At 62.4% G+C, this 17,413-nt stretch carries 16 protein-coding genes; 9 read left to right on the top strand and 7 right to left on the bottom strand.

Annotated features, from left to right (window positions below; translation table 11 throughout):
• Positions 1 to 46: 46 nt before the first annotated feature.
• Positions 47 to 442 carry a VOC family protein gene (locus KYK29_RS09690; RefSeq protein ID WP_254690675.1) on the bottom strand — a complete coding sequence of 132 codons (396 nt, stop codon included), beginning with the start codon at positions 440 to 442 and terminating at the stop codon, positions 47 to 49.
• A gap of 213 nt (positions 443 to 655) precedes the next feature.
• Between KYK29_RS09690 and KYK29_RS09685 the strand changes: the two genes are divergently transcribed.
• Positions 656 to 964 carry a ribbon-helix-helix domain-containing protein gene (locus KYK29_RS09685; RefSeq protein WP_254690674.1) on the top strand — a complete coding sequence of 103 codons (309 nt, stop codon included), beginning with the start codon at positions 656 to 658 and terminating at the stop codon, positions 962 to 964.
• A 3-nt stretch (positions 965 to 967) separates the two neighbouring features.
• On the opposite strand, the gene KYK29_RS09680 is transcribed toward KYK29_RS09685, so the two are convergent.
• Positions 968 to 1,786 carry a MerR family transcriptional regulator gene (locus KYK29_RS09680; RefSeq protein WP_254690673.1) on the bottom strand — a complete coding sequence of 273 codons (819 nt, stop codon included), beginning with the start codon at positions 1,784 to 1,786 and terminating at the stop codon, positions 968 to 970.
• A 164-nt stretch (positions 1,787 to 1,950) separates the two neighbouring features.
• Between KYK29_RS09680 and KYK29_RS09675 the strand changes: the two genes are divergently transcribed.
• Positions 1,951 to 3,228 (top strand): 4-aminobutyrate--2-oxoglutarate transaminase, encoded by a 1,278-nt coding sequence (locus KYK29_RS09675; protein WP_254690672.1) that lies wholly within the window; start codon positions 1,951 to 1,953, stop codon positions 3,226 to 3,228.
• Between the two features lie 91 nt (positions 3,229 to 3,319).
• Complete coding sequence (locus KYK29_RS09670) at positions 3,320 to 4,801, top strand: NAD-dependent succinate-semialdehyde dehydrogenase (RefSeq protein WP_254690671.1); 1,482 nt, start codon at positions 3,320 to 3,322, stop codon at positions 4,799 to 4,801.
• Between the two features lie 67 nt (positions 4,802 to 4,868).
• Here the strand turns inward: KYK29_RS09670 and KYK29_RS09665 are convergent, their stop codons facing one another.
• Positions 4,869 to 5,732, bottom strand: coding sequence for a fumarylacetoacetate hydrolase family protein (locus KYK29_RS09665; RefSeq protein ID WP_254690670.1), 864 nt, complete (start codon positions 5,730 to 5,732; stop codon positions 4,869 to 4,871).
• A gap of 104 nt (positions 5,733 to 5,836) precedes the next feature.
• Here KYK29_RS09665 and KYK29_RS09660 point away from each other — a divergent pair, with 104 nt between their 5' ends.
• From KYK29_RS09660 to KYK29_RS09640, 5 genes are all read left to right on the top strand, one after another.
• Entirely contained in the window at positions 5,837 to 6,397 is a 561-nt protein-coding gene (locus KYK29_RS09660; RefSeq protein WP_254690669.1) for a DUF2585 domain-containing protein, read from the top strand.
• Between the two features lie 258 nt (positions 6,398 to 6,655).
• Entirely contained in the window at positions 6,656 to 7,858 is a 1,203-nt protein-coding gene (repA, locus tag KYK29_RS09655) for a plasmid partitioning protein RepA (protein WP_437437244.1), read from the top strand.
• 2 nt (positions 7,859 to 7,860) lie between these two features.
• The gene (repB, locus tag KYK29_RS09650; RefSeq protein WP_254690667.1) at positions 7,861 to 8,901 is read left to right on the top strand and encodes a plasmid partitioning protein RepB; all 1,041 of its coding nucleotides are present in this window, start codon (positions 7,861 to 7,863) and stop codon (positions 8,899 to 8,901) included.
• 155 nt (positions 8,902 to 9,056) lie between these two features.
• On the top strand, positions 9,057 to 10,343 hold the full coding sequence (gene repC / locus KYK29_RS09645; RefSeq protein ID WP_254690878.1) for a plasmid replication protein RepC: 1,287 nt from the start codon (positions 9,057 to 9,059) through the stop codon (positions 10,341 to 10,343).
• 250 nt (positions 10,344 to 10,593) lie between these two features.
• The gene (locus tag KYK29_RS09640; protein WP_254690666.1) at positions 10,594 to 11,709 is read left to right on the top strand and encodes an RHE_PE00001 family protein; all 1,116 of its coding nucleotides are present in this window, start codon (positions 10,594 to 10,596) and stop codon (positions 11,707 to 11,709) included.
• A 9-nt stretch (positions 11,710 to 11,718) separates the two neighbouring features.
• Here the strand turns inward: KYK29_RS09640 and KYK29_RS09635 are convergent, their stop codons facing one another.
• The 4 genes from KYK29_RS09635 to proV all read right to left on the bottom strand — a co-directional run bounded on the left by KYK29_RS09635 (position 11,719) and on the right by proV (position 16,204).
• Positions 11,719 to 12,954 carry a mechanosensitive ion channel family protein gene (locus KYK29_RS09635; RefSeq protein WP_254690877.1) on the bottom strand — a complete coding sequence of 412 codons (1,236 nt, stop codon included), beginning with the start codon at positions 12,952 to 12,954 and terminating at the stop codon, positions 11,719 to 11,721.
• Between the two features lie 197 nt (positions 12,955 to 13,151).
• On the bottom strand, positions 13,152 to 14,021 hold the full coding sequence (locus KYK29_RS09630; protein ID WP_437437239.1) for a glycine betaine ABC transporter substrate-binding protein: 870 nt from the start codon (positions 14,019 to 14,021) through the stop codon (positions 13,152 to 13,154).
• 70 nt (positions 14,022 to 14,091) lie between these two features.
• On the bottom strand, positions 14,092 to 14,976 hold the full coding sequence (locus tag KYK29_RS09625) for an ABC transporter permease (protein WP_254690665.1): 885 nt from the start codon (positions 14,974 to 14,976) through the stop codon (positions 14,092 to 14,094).
• A 22-nt stretch (positions 14,977 to 14,998) separates the two neighbouring features.
• On the bottom strand, positions 14,999 to 16,204 hold the full coding sequence (gene proV / locus KYK29_RS09620) for a glycine betaine/L-proline ABC transporter ATP-binding protein ProV (protein WP_254690664.1): 1,206 nt from the start codon (positions 16,202 to 16,204) through the stop codon (positions 14,999 to 15,001).
• A 379-nt stretch (positions 16,205 to 16,583) separates the two neighbouring features.
• Between proV and KYK29_RS09615 the strand changes: the two genes are divergently transcribed.
• Positions 16,584 to 17,408, top strand: coding sequence for an amidohydrolase family protein (locus KYK29_RS09615; protein ID WP_254690663.1), 825 nt, complete (start codon positions 16,584 to 16,586; stop codon positions 17,406 to 17,408).
• Positions 17,409 to 17,413: the final 5 nt, after the last annotated feature.

The raw sequence follows: 17,413 nt of genomic DNA, 5'->3' as shown, positions 1-17,413 counted from the left end.
TTCTGTTTTCCGGCGGCCGCCGTTCCTCCAGGCGGCTGCCGGCCGTTCACTCGAAGCGGCCGTGCCGCTGCACAACCTCGATCTTGTAGCCATCGGGGTCGGTGACGAAGAAGAAGCGGGCAAGCAGGTTGCCGTCCCGTTCGAACTCGACGATCTTTCCAGTCGCATAGCCAAGGCCGCTGATGCGCGCATGTTCGGCGTCGAGATCGTCCACCGAAACGGCGAGATGGCCGTAACCGTCGCCCAGCGCATAGGGTTCGGTCCGTCCCTTGTTGATCGTCAGTTCGAGTTCGAATGCGCTTTCGGCATTGCGCAGATAGACGAGCGTGAAGGTCTCGAAATCGAGCCTGTCAGCCGTCTCCAGACCGAATGCCTGCCGATAGAAGTCCGCGGAACGGTTTTCGTCCAGGACGCGGATCATCGAATGAATTGCCTTAGCCACGCTTGACCTTCCCAACAGTTGCAGTTCGCTGTGAAGGCCAGAGTGCGCCGCGGCGGGCGACAGGGGGTAGTAGCCCGCTACCGCACGTGCATTTTCATTTCCGGAGTATTTGAGGAAAGATTTTTCGCCTGAGGAACCATGCACGAACGGTTTGACCTGGGCCGGACCCGACCGCATAATCCCGGTCATAAGAACAAAGCCGGAGGATATGCCATGTGTGAGGTCTTCGCGGGCCAGGACCCGCAACGTTATCGGCCTGTCAACCGCTCGGTCCGCATCGGCGGCCATTCGACGAGCATCCAGCTTGAGGCCGCCTTCTGGGATCTGATCGACGAAATCGCCGCCGGCCAGAATTTCTCGACGTCCCGCTTCCTCTCGACGCTCTACGACGAGGCGCTGGAGATCAACGGCACCGTGACGAATTTCGCCTCGCTGCTGCGCACCAGCTGTCTGATCTACCTCATGGGCGGCGTCGAAAAGACGGCGGACCGGCGCGAATTCCACATCGTCGCGGCCGAATGACGCTCAGAATGTCGGGGGCGTGTTGATCCAGATCAGAACGGTCTCGCCGTCATGGCGATTGCGCCACGCATGGCGGCGGCAGCTTGCGAAATAGAGACTGTCGCCGGGGCCGAGATCATGGAATTCCTGTCCGTCGAGCACCAGTTCGACGCCGCCCGACAGGACATGCACGAATTCCTCGCCGTCGTGGCGGTATTCGCCGTCGCTCGACGCGCCCGGCGCGAGCACGAAGCGGTGGCAGTCCATCATGTTGCGCCCGTCGGCCAGCACCTGCACCGTAACGCCGGGCGAGGTTTCCGGCCAAAGTTGCCATTCGCCGGCCCGGACGAGCGAACGGTGCCGCTCCTCTTGTTCCCCGGAAAGCTTGGAGACGGTGGTGCCGTAGTAATCCGCCAGATCGTGCAGCACCCGAAACGTCACACCCCGGGAGGTGCGCTCGAAGGTCGACAGGACGGATGTCGCAATGCCGACGGCGCCCGCCACCTGCTCCTGCGTCTTGCCCGCCGCATGTCGCAGGCTGCGCAGCTTGCGGCCGACGCCCTGCGGCGCGTCCCCCTCCCCCGTAAAAGCAGGCCCGTCGCCGCCGTCTTCGACCTCCAGCGCCACCCGGATGGCGGCGGGATTGAGCCCGCGCTCAGTGCGATACCAGGCGATACGTTTCAGCCGCGCCACATCCTCCGCGCTATACTGGCGGTGACCCGTCCCGGAGCGTCCGGGCACGATCAGTCCCTGGACCTCCCAGAGCCTGAGCGTCGAGGGCGATACGCCGGTAAGCCGCGCCGCTTCCGCCACCTTGTAGTGCACCGGTTCCGCAGAACCCATGGCGTCGAGTCTCCGATTCGCTATGATGTCCGCCTATAGCATTTCGCGGCGTGGTTCCGTCGCAAAATGCCGTTGCATTCTTGCAGAAAAAATGTAGCAATTCCACCAAGCCTTGCAGAAAAAATGCAAGTTCTTCGTTCGACCCCTCATTTCAGGATAGCGCCATGACCGCAACGCCTCTCACAGACCGCAAGAACGCCGCCATTTCCCGCGGCGTGGGCATGACCACGCAGATCTACGCCGATCGTGCCGAAAACGCCGAGATATGGGACAAGGAAGGCAACCGCTACATCGATTTTGCCGCCGGCATCGCCGTCGTCAACACCGGCCACCGCCATCCGCGCGTCATCAAGGCGGTGAAGAACCAGCTCGACCGGTTCACCCACACCTGCCATCAGGTCGTTCCCTATGAGAACTATGTCGAACTCGCCGAACGACTGAACACCATTACCCCCGGTGATTTCGCCAAGAAGACGATTTTCGTCACGACCGGCGCGGAAGCCGTTGAAAATGCGGTAAAAATCGCGCGTGCCGCAACCGGCCGCCAGGGTGTCGTCGCTTTCGGCGGCGCCTTCCACGGTCGCACCTTCATGGGCATGGCGCTGACCGGAAAGGTCGTTCCCTACAAGGTCGGATTCGGCGCCATGCCGAATGACGTCTTCCATGTCCCCTTCCCGGTCGAACTGCATGGCACCACGCCGGACCAGTCGCTCGCCGCACTGAACAGGCTGTTTGCCGCCGACGTCGATCCGAACCGCGTCGCGGCCATCATCATCGAGCCGGTACAGGGCGAGGGCGGCTTCTATCCCGCGCCGGTCGCCTTCATGAAAGCGCTGCGCGAATTGTGCGACCGGCATGGCATCCTGCTGATCGCCGATGAGGTCCAGACCGGCTTCGCCCGGACCGGAAAGCTCTTCGCCATGGAACACTACGGCATTGCCGCCGACCTGACGACCATGGCCAAGGGTCTTGGCGGCGGCTTCCCGATTGCCGCCGTCACCGGCCGCGCCGAGATCATGGATGCGCCCGGCCCCGGCGGGCTCGGCGGCACCTACGCCGGCAGCCCCATCGGCGTGGCCGCAGCCCACGCGGTGCTTGATGTCATCAAGGACGAGGACCTGTGCAACCGTGCCGAAAGCCTCGGGGCGCGTCTCAAGCAGCGGCTTGCCGAAATCCGCGAGAAGGTTCCGGAGATCGCCGATATCCGCGGCCCCGGCTTCATGAACGCCGTCGAATTCAACGACGTCAAATCGGGGCAGCCAAGCGCGGACTTCGCCAACCGGGTGCGCCTCAAGGCGCTGGAAAAGGGCCTGATCCTTCTGACCTGCGGCGTTCATGGCAACGTCATCCGTTTCCTCGCTCCGATCACCATCCAGGACGAGATCTTCGCTGAAGCGCTCGACACGCTCGAAGCGGCGATCATCGAGGCGCGCGCCGCCTGAGCGGCAGGAAACGGTTTCAATCCACGATATCGGCGACACCCGGGGCTTTGGCTTCGGGTGAACGCCTTTTCTTTTCCTGAAGGAGGAACCCATGGCCTTCCATGAAGCGCTGACCCGGCACCTTTCGTCCACGGAACTCCTGCGCGATGCAGGCTATGTCAACGGCGAGTGGACCGGCGGCAACGCCACAGCAACCTTCGATGTCAGCGATCCGGCAACCGGCGAGAAACTGGCGACCTTGCCGGAAATGGGAGCCGCCGAGACCACAGCGGCCATCGACGCAGCCTATCGCGCGCAGCCCCTCTGGGCCGCCCTGCCCGCCAAGACGCGCAGCGCGATCCTGCGCCAGTGGCACGATCTCATCGTCGCCAATGCCGATCCGCTGGCGGCAATCCTGACGGCCGAAATGGGCAAGCCGCTGCCGGAAGCGCGCGGCGAAATCCTCTATGCGGCTTCCTACGTGGAATGGTTTGCGGAGGAGGCCAAGCGCATCAACGGCGAGACCATCCCCGCCCCTTCCCGCGACCGCCGGATGCTGGTGATCCGGCAGCCGGTCGGCGTCGTCGGCACGATCACCCCCTGGAACTTTCCCTCGGCGATGATCGCCCGCAAGATCGCCCCCGCGCTTGCCGTCGGCTGCGCCGTGGTTTCCAAGCCGGCGGAACAGACGCCGCTCTCCGCCATCGCTCTTGCCGTCCTTGCCGAAAAGGCCGGCATACCTGCGGGGGTCTTCAATCTCATCATCGGCACCGACGGACCGTCGATCGGCAAGGAACTTTGCTTCAATCCGAAAGTCCGCAAGATTTCCTTCACCGGTTCGACGGAGGTCGGGCGTATCCTGATGCGGCAATGTTCGGACCAGATCAAGAAGGTGAGCCTTGAGCTCGGCGGCAACGCGCCCTTCATCGTCTTCGACGACGCCGATCTCGATGCCGCCGTCGAAGGCGCGATGGCCTCCAAATATCGCAATGCCGGCCAGACCTGCGTCTGCGCTAACCGGCTTTACGTTCAATCCGGCGTCTATGACGCCTTTGCGGAGAAACTTGCCCGCAAGGTCGGCGAGTTGACCGCAGGCAACGGCTTCCGGCAAGGCGTGACGATCGGCCCGCTGATCGAGGAGGCGGCCATCGCCAAGGTCGAGACCCATATCGCCGACGCGGTTTCCAAGGGCGCCACCCTCCTTGCCGGCGGCAAGCGCATCGCGGGAAGCGGCACCTTCTTCGAACCGACGGTGCTGAAGGACGTGACGCGCGACATGATCGTGGCGCGTGAGGAGACCTTCGGGCCGGTAGCGCCGCTTTTCCGCTTCGAGAATGTCGAAGACGTGATTGCCCAGGCGAATGACACCGAATTCGGTCTCGCCGCCTATTTCTATGCCGGCGACCTGAAAAAAGTCTGGACGGTGGCCGAAGCCCTCGAATACGGGATGGTCGGCATCAATACCGGGGTCATCTCGTCGGAGGCCGCGCCCTTCGGCGGCATCAAGCAGTCCGGCATCGGTCGGGAGGGCTCCGTGCACGGCGTCGACGATTATCTCGAGATGAAATATCTCTGCATGGGCGCGCTTGCCTGAAAATCCTCTCCGCCGCCTCTTGCACAGGGGCGGCGGATTCCCGTTCTCCCATCGCCGTTTCGCCCCGTCAGGACGCGCCTGGCGTTTCCACGGCCTGTTCGATCGCCCCGAAAATCGAATGGCCTGCTTCATCCTTCATTTCGATGCGCATCCTGTCACCCGGTGCCGATCTTGCCGACACTCCCCTGCTCACCACGAGAATGGACCCGGCGTCGAGCGCCTGAAAGCGCGCCGCATGGGCGACGATCTCCGCAAAACCCGGCGTCGCTTTGGAAGCGGGCGTCTCCACATGCCGGCCGTTCAAGGAGACATGCAGCGGCGCATCCAGCCGCCAGTCACGCCATATTCCGCTCAGTTCATCCGGCGTGACGGCCACCGGCGAAAAGGCCGAACATAGCCGCAGCGGATGGCCGTCTCCATTCCCGTGGGATGGGAGTGGCTCGCGGGCCGACATGTCACCGGCCAGCATGACGAGCCGGATCGCGTCGCCTGCCTCCGTGAGGCTGGCCCCTGCCGGCACGTCATCGACGATCACCGCGATCCCGGCCACGATGTCGGCCTCTGCCACATCCTTCGGAAAACATATATCCGCGCGCGGCCCGAGAAAGCCGCCGGACGCCTCCTGACGAAGCGGGATTGCGTCTCCCACCTTTCCCGCGCACCCTTCGCGCGATGGATAATAGCCGAGACGCTGATAGGCGCGCGGCAATGGCGAGGCGGCTTCCTGCTCGTGAAAGCGCGTCGTCGGCTGCGCTCCGGCCTCCAGTCCCTCCGCCACACGGGCAAGCCGCGGCCCGACATGCGCCCAATCATCGAGAGCGTCCTGCAACGTTCGCGCGATATGGCCCACCTCGGAACAGCGGGTGAGATCCCTCGACACCACCACAAGCTGGCCGTCCCGTGTGGAATCCTTCAATGTCGCCAGTTTCATCGTTTCCCCTCCCATCTTGTTTCCGGCATCACGTCTGTGCCATCGTCCCGATATCCACTCCGAACGGCCGGATTGACTTGGCCGGATCGTCAAGGAAAACCGCAGTGAATCCCACGTTCGTCCGCTCTCTCCTGCTCACCGCCGGCGCAATCGCCATCACGGCACTGATCCTTTATACGATGGGCCAGCCCCTGATCTGCAAGTGCGGCTATGTGAAATTCTGGCAAGGGGTCGTGGCGTCCTCCGAAAATTCGCAGCATATCGCCGATTGGTATACGCCAAGCCACGTCATCCACGGAATTCTTTTCTTCGGCCTGTTTTCCTGGCTCCTGCCAAGGGCAGGCCTTGCAACCCGGCTGGGAGCCTCCCTCATCTTCGAATGCGCCTGGGAGATCGTCGAGAACACCGACATGGTGATCAACCGCTACCGCGAGTCGACGATATCACTGGACTATTTCGGAGACAGCGTTCTCAACTCCAGCGCGGACATCGCCGCCATGGCGGTGGGCTTCCTGCTGGCGGCACGTCTGCCGGTATGGACAAGCATTCTGATCGTCATCGGCTTCGAGACGCTTACCGCCTGGATGATCCGTGACGGACTGACGCTGAACGTGCTGATGCTTATCTGGCCGATGGATGCCGTCAAAGCGTGGCAGGGCGGATAAGGGTTTACCGCCGTCAACCCGGACCATATGAAATCGGGCGGGAAGACAACGATGAAGCGAATCGCGGCGATTTCACAAGCCATCCGGCGCGTCGAAAGCACTTATCGAGTTGACCGTCGTAAACTGCCGGAATTGCGGGATTCCCGGTTAACCTTGCGTTAACCATAAAGGCCTTGCCCCCGCGCCAGAATCGGTTCTAAATGCGGTTTAACCGGCCGGATAGGCTTAAAACTGCATTTTGAGTTTCTCGACATGAATATGGCAACAATGTTCGGGCAGACAATTTCTGATGCCGATCAACTGATCATAGCCCAGGCGCATGAACTTTCCGACAAGCTCAAGCAGCATCGCATGGAAATGTTCCCGCCGACGGCTCAAAAGACCCTGCGGCAGTTCCAGCTGAGCGAAGCCGCGCGCTTCCTCGGCGTCACGAGCGGGCACCTCCGCAATCTTTCCCTCGAGGGGAAGGGGCCTCAGCCGCAGGTGACCTCTTCCGGCCGCCGCTCCTATAGCGCCGAACAGCTTCTCGACATGCGAGCCTATCTCGAGCAGAACGGCCGCGGCCAGCGCTACGTCCCTCGCCGGCGCGGGTCCGAGCACTTGCAGGTCATCGCCGTCGTCAATTTCAAGGGTGGCTCCGGCAAGACCACGACCACCGCCCATCTCGCGCAGCATCTGGCCCTGACCGGTCATCGCGTGCTTGCTGTCGACCTCGACCCACAGGCAAGTCTTTCGGCGATCCACGGCTTCCAGCCCGAGTTCGATGTGGAGGAAAACGAAACGCTCTATGCCGCGATCCGCTACGACGAGCATCGCCGTCCCTTGCGCGAGGTCATCCGCAAGACCAATTTCCCCGGTCTCGACATCGTTCCCGGCAATCTCGAACTGATGGAATTCGAGCATGACACGCCCCGCATTCTCGCACAGGGTGGAGCCAGCGATTATGGTCGCATCTTCTTCGCCCGGCTCGACGAGGCGTTGTCGTCGGTCGCCGACGATTACGATGTGGTGGTGATCGACTGCCCGCCGCAACTGGGCTTTCTCACCATGAGCGCCATCTGCGGCGCGACCGCCGTCCTGATCACCGTGCATCCACAAATGCTGGACGTCATGTCGATGTGCCAGTTCCTGCAAATGCTCGGTGAGGTGCTGAACACCCTCAAAGGGGCCGGCGGCAACATGAATCTCGACTGGCTGCGCTATCTGGTCACCCGCTACGACCCGTCGGACGGGCCGCAGACCCAGATGGTCGCCTTCATGCGCTCGATGTTCAAGCAGCATGTCCTGACCAATCCCATGGTGCGCAGCGTCGCCATTTCCGATGCGGCGCTGACCAACCAGACGATTTACGAGGTGGACCGCAGCCAGTTCACCCGCGCGACCTACGACCGCGCCATGGAGTCCATGGACGGGGTCAATGGCGAAATCACCGATCTCATTCATAAGGCATGGGGACGCTGACCATGGCACGAAAGAACGTTCTCTCCAGCTTGATGGACCCTTCCAAGGACAGGTTGACCGCAGTAAACCCGCCATCGCCAGAGGCGTCCTCTCAACGCGCACCGCTTACCTACAAGGGCATCGGGGCGCTGGGGGCCGTTACCCGCAGTATCGATGCGCTCGCTGCCCGCGCCGACGCCGCACGCGAAATCGAGGCCAGACTGACGGCCGGCGAAGCCGTCATCGAGCTGGAGCCCAGCCAGATCGAGGAATCCTTCATTTCCGACCGGCTCGTTCATTCCGATGAACAATTCCAGGAGCTGGTCGAGGCGATCCGGGTGAGGGGGCAGGATTCCCCCATTCTCGTCCGCCCCCATCCGGAAAAGGAAGGCGTCTATCAGATCGCCTTCGGACACCGTCGCGCCAAGGCCGCCCAGCTGCTCGGCATACCGGTTCGCGCCGTCGTCAAGAAACTGAGCGATCGCGATCACGTCATCGCGCAAGGGCAGGAAAACAGCGCCCGCGCCGACCTTTCGTTTCTCGAACGCGCAACGTTTGCCGGGGAGCTGGAAGCACGCGGTTTCGACCGGGAAACCATCATGGCCGCGCTGAGCGCCGACAAGACGACCGTTTCAAAGATGCTGTCGGTCGTGAACCGCATTCCGGGGTCCGTAATGACGGCCCTCGGCCCGGCTCTTTCGATCGGCCGGGACCGCTGGCATGAACTTTCGATCCGCTTCGACGATGACGAGAGCGAGGAGCGCGCCCTTCTCTTCCTCGCCCGAGAGCGCATTCAAGGGAAATCACCGGACGAGCGGTTCGGCCTGCTCAGCAGCCATCTTGCTCGCGGCACCGCCGCCCCGGTCGAAAAGCAGCCCGCCCCCGCTTCGGAATGGCAGGGCCCGAGCGGCGCGATCCGCGCCAGCATCAAGGACACCGGCCGCAATTACACCATTGCCCTGAAGGCTGCGGAAGCCTCCGCCTTCGGCGCTTATATCACCCGGAATCTGGATCGCCTCTATGAGGCGTTCGAGACGGAACAACAATCAGAAACAGGAGACTGAACCGCAAAAGAAAAAGGCCCCCTCAACGTTACCGTCGCGGAAGCCCTTCTCATCGTTTAGCAGCCTGAGAATCGCACTTCCCCGAATCACAGTCAAGCGTTTTCGACACCGGTTTCGGTGATGGGACCTCTTTTGCCTTCGAAAAGGTGAAGGACATGGATATCGGACGTGTGACGACGCCCTTCGGGCGGCGGACGATGACGCTTGGCCTCTTGGCAAGCCAGGCAATCGCCCGCGATATCGCACCGGAAACGTGCGTCGACAAATGGAAACTCTATCGATCGCTTTGCGAAGGCCGCAGCCGACTGGGGGTCAGCGACCGCTCGCTGGCCGTGCTGAACGCCTTGATCAGCTTCTACCCCAAGACCGAGCTTTGCGCGGAAGATCCGCTGGTCGTCTTCCCCTCGAATGCGCAGCTCTCGCTGCGCACGCATGGCATGGCGGAAGCAACGCTGCGCCGGCATCTGGCCGCGCTCGTAGAGGCCGGCCTGATCCTGCGGCGTGACAGCCCCAATGGCAAGCGCTACGCTCGCAAGAGCGGGCAGGGGGGCATCCGCGAGGCGTTCGGCTTCTGCCTCTCGCCTCTGCTCGCCCGGGCCGAAGAGATCATTCAGCATGCCGCAGACGTCGCTGCCGAACGCCGCCAGCTTCAGACCTTGCGCGAACGGGTCACTCTGCTCCGGCGCGACATCGTCAAGCTGATCGCGACCGGCCGGGAAGAACAGCTATCCGGCGACTGGGATGCCTATGAGGCCGTCTATCGGACCGTACTCGATGCTCTGCCGCGTGTCCCCCTCAACGATCATCTGACCGCCGCGCTCACCGGATTGCAGCATCTGCGCGCAGATATCATCAACCGTCTGGAACAACAGATAAAATCGCGGGAAGTGACCGGCAATGCCGGTCAAAATGAGCGGCACATACAGAATTCAAATACCGAATCTCATAAGGATTCTGAAGCCTCGATTTCGCACGACCATGAAAAGCGCCATCTTTCCGCTCCGGAAGAGCGTTCAGGTATCCCGCAAACAGAATATCAAGACGATCGTCCTGAACGGCTGATTAGCCAGGAAACACACAAGAGCCTGCATTCGCCGGAGATCTATCCGCTCGCCCTGGTCCTGCAAGCCTGCCCCGAAATCACTCCCTTCGGTCCCGGTGGCGGAATACGAAGCTGGGAGGACCTCTCGTCCGCCGCCGCCGTTATCCGATCGATGCTCGGGGTTCAACCGGACGCCTATCAACAGGCCTGCAAGGTGCTTGGTCCGAAAAATGCCGCCGCCGTCATGGCCTGTATTCTCGAACGATCCGAGCACATCCGTTCCGCAGGCGGATATCTTCGAAACCTGACGCATCGGGCATATCGCAACCAGTTCTCTCCCGGCCCCATGCTGAGAGCCCTGGCGAGAGCCCAGAGCCAAAGGGAGGCACAGGCAGCATGACCGCCGTCAACCTTCAGTCCGCCGCACCAGGAAGCCAGACACCTGGAAAAGCCTCCGCACCTTCTCCGGGCTTGACGAGAAAGCTGAAAAATGGACTATATAGGGGCGTTTCCCTCTCAGGGCATGCAGGCCCTGATCCTTTCATATATTCCTCGTTGCGATATGGAATTCGCAGCGAAAGGGAGTGTATGAGTAGCGAAACTCAAGGCACCCATCGCTTTCATAACGCAAAAGCTTTATAAGAAGATCAATGCGTTACGATCTCGCGAGCTTACCCATCCAATCCCTGTTTCCGGCTGTCTGCCGGGCCACTGCCGCCCTGACACGGCTCGACGAGCGTATAGGCTGGTCGCCGGTGGGCGAGGGCTGGATCTCGCGCAGCCATTTCGCCGATGCGGCCGCCTCGTTGTGGATAGACGGCGAACTCGTCCATATGGAAGAGCTTGTCCTGCATGACGCCGCCATGGGCGTGCGCGCGCCGACGCATGAACTGGCGATCGCCATGGATGTGCTCCGCAGCCGTCGCCGGATCGTTTCGCATCCTGCCGGATGGGCTGCAAGCGCCGAAGGGCTGCGCAAGCTGCGCGGTGGAGAAGCGGCGGAGCAGATACCCTTCGAGACCAAAGGCGTATCGATATATGAGAAACCGGATAATGAGGAAAGCGCCGCAGAACGGGAGGGCGATCGTTCCTGGCGGGAACATCTGGCGGCGGTGGACGCGCTGCTCGCCCGCAGTGAAGCGGTTCTGGCGGGGAATTCTCGACCGGATATAAGACCACGCCCGCGCGAGCGTGACCCGATGATTTATGAGCCGGACTGGGACGAGGATGAAAGACTGGACGCCTGGCGGACGGTGGTCGGCGAGACCACGGACCTGCCGCCGGTTCTTCGCGCCGCCGTGGCGCTCGACGCCTGGAGCCACCTTCAGGTCTTCCAGCATGCGCCATGGTTCGGCCGTCTATTGGCCGCTGACCTGTTGCGCGAGGCCGGGCTTGCCGGCGGCCACCTGCCCGCTTTCAATCTCGGGCTGAAGCAGATCGAGCGCAAGCATCGGGCAAACCGGGACAGGACAGCGCGGCTTCTCGCCACGGTGGAAGCCCTGATCGCCGCCGCGGAAACCGGGCTGAAGGAAAACGACAGGCTTCTTCTTGCCCGGCAGCAGATGCAGCATCGTATCAAGGGCCGTCGGCAATCGTCGAAATTGCCGCAACTGGTCGACCTGGTGCTGTCGCGTCCACTGGTCACGACCGGCATGATCGCCGAGACGCTGTCGGTCACCCCGCAGGGAGCGTTGAAGCTCGCCGCCGAACTCAATCTGCGGGAACTGACCGGCCGCGGCCGTTTTCGCGCCTGGGGGATTATCTGACCGCGTCAGTTACCGCTCGCTGGCTTCCGTTCCCGCCTGCGACAGAAACTGGAGATCGCGTCCGCTCGGGTTCTGGAAGACGCGCAAGCCGAACTCCGGCAGGATCGAATAGAGGTGATCGAAAATATCCGACTGGATGCCCTCGTAGAGCGCCCAGGTGACGGTGTTCGTAAAACAATAGACTTCGAGCGGCAGGCCGTCGGGCTGCGGGGAAAGCTGGCGCACCAGCAGCGTCATGTTCTTATGCACCCCGGGATGATTGCGCAGATAGGCTTCCACATAGGCGCGGAACGTGCCGATATTGGTCGCCCGGCGTGTATTGGCGGCAATCCGGGCGCGCGCTCCAAGCTTGCCGTTCCATTCCGCCAGTTCCGCCTGCTTGTCCTTGAGATAGGATTCGAGCAGGCCGAACTCCGTCAGCCTTTCAAGATCCTGCGAGGTGAGGAAGCGGATGCTGGTCTGGTCGAGGTGAATTGCGCGCTTGATCCGCCGTCCGCCCGTTTCCTGCATGCCGCGCCAGTTCTTGACAGGATCGGTCACCAGTTTGCGGATCGGCACCGTCGTGATGGTCTTGTCGAAATTCTGCACCTTCACGGTGTGAAGCGCGATCTCGATAACGTCTCCATCGGCGTTCTGACCGGGCATCTCGATCCAGTCGCCGACCCGGACCATGTCGGTGGAGGAAATCTGGATGCCGGCGACGAGCGACAGAAGTGTATCCTGGAACACCAGGATGAGGACGGCGGCCATCGCGCCGAGGCCGGACAGCAGGATCAACGGCGACCTGTCGATCAATGTGGCGATCATCAGGAGCGCCGCGATCACGTAGATCGCGATCTTGACGACTTGGATATAGCCCTTGATCGGCTTCAACCGCGCTTCCGGGCGGCGATGATAGATCGTGTCGACGACGTTGAAGGCCGCGCTGATGGCCATGGCCGCCGTCAGGATCATGAAGGCATGGGCGACGTTCTGGACGACGACGACGACGAACGCCGGCAGATTGGGAACCAGAACGATACCGGCGGAAACCACCAGCGCCGGCATGATGTTCGCCAGCCTCTCGATGAAGCCATGCCGCCGAAGCTCGGGATCACGGCCAAAGACCGTGAAGGACAGAGCACGGTTGAGAATGCGCACCAGCAGCGCCTTGACCACATAGTTGGCGAAAAGGGCGGCCAGCGCCAGGATGAGCAGCGCAACGACGGTGCCGAGCAGCGGATGCAGGTCGGTCAGGTTCGACATCATCATTCAGTCTCCAGTTCGGTCGAATTCAGGAAAGGGCAAGATCTTCCACCTTGGGCGTTGCCTAACACGAATGCGCGGCGAAGGCTTGAGGAAGGCAGAGAAGACATCCAGAAAACGACGATCTCCGCGGCCGTTGCCGACCGCGGAGATCATCTGTCATGACGGGTTCCCGAGATCCGGGGAAGGCCGGGGTCTCATTCGTCCCCGGAACCGACCCAAGTCTTGATCTGGTCCGGATGATCCTTGATGTATTTCTCCACGGCCGCCTCATAGGAGGTTTCCTGGGCAACGAACATCGCCGCCTCCAGGTCGGCGATCGGCAGTTTCATGCGGGAGAGGAAACCGGCGACCTTCGGATTGTCCTTCTCGAAGTCCTTGCGCGCGAGAATGTCGACGTGCTCGGCTTCGCCGAGTGCGCCCTTCGGGTCGTCGAGATAACGCAGCTCGTATTTCCCGAACATCCAGTGGGGGCTCCAGGCGGTCGCCACGAACCAGCCCTCGTTGCGGACGGCCCGATCGACGGTCGTCAGCATGCCGGCTTCGCTGGAGATCTGGAGCTTGTAGCCGTCCAGGCCGTAATCCTCGACGGCCGTTTCGGACAGGCGCGTCAGGCCCGCTCCGGGATCGATGCCTTCGATCCGGCCCTTGAGCTTCTCCTTCACCTCGTCCTTCTTCAGGTCCTCGATGGAGGCGATAGCGTCTTCCGGAATATATGTCGGAACGACCCAGCCGAGCTTGGCGCCGTCGTAGACCGTGCCGAGCGTCGTGACCTTGTCCTTCACCTTGGCGTAATAGTCCGCGTGGGTGGCCGGCAGCCAGGCCATCATCATGGCGTCGAGATCGCCGCGGCTCACGCCCTGATAGAGCGGGGCCACGTCGGTCTGGACCAGTTCCACGTCCTGGCCGAATTCGTCCTCGATGAGCTTTGCGGCAAGCTTGGTCACGAATTCGGCGTCCGACCAGGCGGCCCAGCCGAGCTTCACCGGTGTTTCAGCTTGCGCCGCGCCGAAGGCGCCGGTGAAGATTCCGGCGGCAAGGCCCATGGTAACGAGTGTCTTGAACATTTCTGCTCCTTTTTTGAAGGTTCGCATTCGGCCGCCGGCAAGGGCGGCCATCTTTCAGCGCGGCGACGGCTCAGGCCGTCGCGGTGGAAGCCGCCTCCGGCCGCGCTGTCCGGCGGAAGGGAAGGCGCCAGACACCAGCGCGCTCCTTTCCGAGGCTCTGGGTGATCCTGTCGAGGATCACCGCGAGAATGACGACGGCGATGCCGCCTTCGAAGCCGGTGCCGACGTCGAGACGCTGGATGCCGGTCAGGACGGTGTTGCCGAGACCGCCGGCGCCGATCATCGAGGCGATGACCACCATCGACAGCGACAGCATGATCGTCTGGTTGATCCCGGCCATGATCGAGGGCATGGCGTTGGGCAGTTGCACCTTGAAGAGAAGCTGCGACGCCGTGCAGCCGAAGGCGTTGCCGGCCTCCACGAATTCGGCATGGACCTGCCGGATACCGAGATTGGTGAGGCGCACCACCGGCGGCATCGAGAAGATGACGGTGGCGATGGTGCCGGGAACGGCTCCGAGCCCGAAGAACATCGCCGCCGGAATCAGATAGACGAAGGCGGGCATGGTCTGCATCAGGTCGAGCACCGGCCGCACGACGGCCGCCACGCGGTCGCTGCGGGCCATCGCGATGCCGAGCGGCAGGCCGATCACCCCGGCGACCAGCGTGGAGGCAAGGACCAGCGACAATGTCTCCATCATCGCCGACCACAGGCCCATATGCTCGACCAGCCAGAGGGAAAGGCCGGTGAAGACGGCGAAGCCGAAACCGACCCGCCAAAGCGACAGAAGCACGAGGATGGCGAGGCCTACGAGCATCGGCATCGCGAGAAGCGAGGCCTGGATGCCATTGGTGACCGTGCCGATGCCTGCGGCTACGGCGTCCAGAAGCGGCGCGAAATTGTCGAGGATATAATTGACGACGGCGTCGACGCCGTCACCGAGATCGAATGTCATGAAAAATCTCCGGGCGTCTGGGTCAGCTTGTACGATCGAGCGTTTCGAGAAGCGTGGACTTGCTGATGGAACCGACGTAGCGGTGGTCGTCGTCGACGACCGGAACCGGCCAGGGGCTGGAAGCGACCCTGCCCAGCACGTTCGACAGGCTTTCGGATGCCGGAATCGGTTCGATGTCGGATAGAAAGGCTCGCCTATAGGGGTCGGAGCCGCCGGCCCGCGCCGTCTCGATCAGCGACGTGCGGCTGACCATGCCGTGATAGCGCTTGTCGCGGCCGATGATGATGGCGACGTCGCGGTCGAAGTGCTCCATGCGTTCCAGCGCCGCAGCGGTGGAAACGCCTTGCCGCTCGATGAGGGTGACCTGCGTCTTGCGGGCGATGTCGCCGGCGCGGAAGACCTGCGAGACATCCACATTGCGGAAAAACGAGCGGACATAGTCATTGGCCGGCTGCAATACGATCTCGTCCGGCGTGCCGACCTGCACGACCTTGCCGTTCTGCATGATGCAGATGCGGTCGCCGATGCGCATCGCCTCGTCGAGATCGTGGCTGACGAAGACGATCGTCCGGCTGCGGTCGGCCTGAAGCCGGACCAGTTCGTCCTGCATCTCGGTGCGGATGAGCGGATCGAGCGCAGAGAAGGCCTCGTCCATCAGCAGGATGCTCGGTTCGGCGGCCAGAGCGCGGGCAAGCCCCACGCGCTGCTTCATGCCCCCGGACAGTTCGTCGGTGCGGCTGTTGTCATAGCCTTCAAGCCCGACCGCTTTCAGCGCGTCGCGCGCGCGGCGCTTGCGGTCGGCCTCGCCGACACCGGCGACTTCGAGGCCGAAGGCCGCATTGTCGATCACGTTGCGGTTCGGCAGCAGGGCGAACGACTGGAAGACCATGCTGATATCACGCCGGCGCAGGGCGATCAGTGCGTCGCGCGACATGGTGGTCACCTTGCTGCCGTCGATTTCGATTTCGCCCGACGTGGGTTCGATCAGACGATTCAGCAGCCGGAGCATCGTGGATTTCCCCGAGCCCGACAAACCCATGATGATGAAGATCTCGCCGGCGCGGATATCGAAGCTGGCGTCGTCGACGCCGATCGAGCAGCCGGTGGCCGCATGGATTTCGGCCTTGGTCTTGCCTGCCTTCAGCAGGTCGAGAGCCCGTTCGGGCCGGTCTCCGAAGATCTTGAAAACATTCCTGATACTGATCTTGACCGGACGTTCGGTGTTCAACGGGTCACTTTCAGTCGCAAAAGCCATATTGTCGGGCCCGGCCGGGAACGCGGGCTCTCTCCTTCATTCTGTTTGTCACGGACAGGAAATTTCACCGCACCGGGTGAAAAAGGACTGTCGTCGATTGCCAAGCGGATGCTTCGCAAATACGATATCTAGTCGCATTTTGGCCATTGATTAGAACAAACAACCGTTGAAGTCCATAGTTTCTTCAAAATTTCCGATATTCCGCGCTTTTCCCGGCATATTAAGGAATTTCAATCCTTACAGACTGGAGAGGGCATTCTTTGTCGCCGGATTGCCTGTCGCGACCTGCCGGCTATGATCCGGCTGGATCCGACGGGGCGCAAGACGCCTCACGCAGGGCAGGGGGCGGAATATGCTGGATGCGCATCAACATTTCTGGCAGGTCGCACGCGGCGACTACGGCTGGTTGACATCGGAGGTGGAGCCGCTGTTTCGCGATTTCGGACCGGCGGATCTGGCGCCCCTGATGCAGGCGGCCGGGATCACCCGCACCATAGCGGTGCAGGCGGCCGAGACCGAGGCGGAAACGGATTTCCTGCTGGAGATTGCCGCGTCAACGCCTTTCGTCGCCGGGGTGGTGGGATGGCTCGATATGCTGAAGGCGGATTTTCCGGCGCGTCTCGACCATTATGCCGCGCAACCGAAATGGGTCGGGCTCCGGCCGATGCTCCAGGATCACCCTCCGGCGATGATCGCCGATCCACGGTTTCGCGCGTCGCTGGGGCTGGTGGCGCGCCGGCGCATTCCCTTCGATATCCTGTCCTTCCCCCGTCACCTGCCGGCGATCGTGGAGACGGTGCGGGCGATCCCGGACCTGCACGCCATCATCGATCATATTTCCAAGCCCGACATGCGGGCGCCGATGACGCCGGAATGGCGCGACGGCATGGCGGCGCTGGCCGCCATGCCGGGCCTGTATTGCAAGATTTCGGGCCTCGTCACGGAGGCGGGCGACGATTGGTCCGCCGAACGGATCCGGCCCTTCGTGGACCATGTGGCGACGCTCTTCGGTCCGCAGCGTCTGGTCTTCGGTTCGGACTGGCCGGTCTGCACGCTCATGGCCACCCATTGCGAGGTGGTCGGCTTGGCGCGCACATTGCTCGGCGAACGTTTCGGCGCGGATGACATGCAGGCGATCATGGAGACCAATGGCCTGCGCTTCTACGGTCTGATCTGATCGCC

It is taken from the genome of Shinella daejeonensis, from assembly GCF_024281235.1.
In the GTDB taxonomy this organism is placed as follows: Bacteria; Pseudomonadota; Alphaproteobacteria; order Rhizobiales; family Rhizobiaceae; genus Shinella; species Shinella daejeonensis.
Note: the sequence above shows the minus strand (reverse complement) of the source record. Positions and strands in the feature narration are given on the sequence as shown.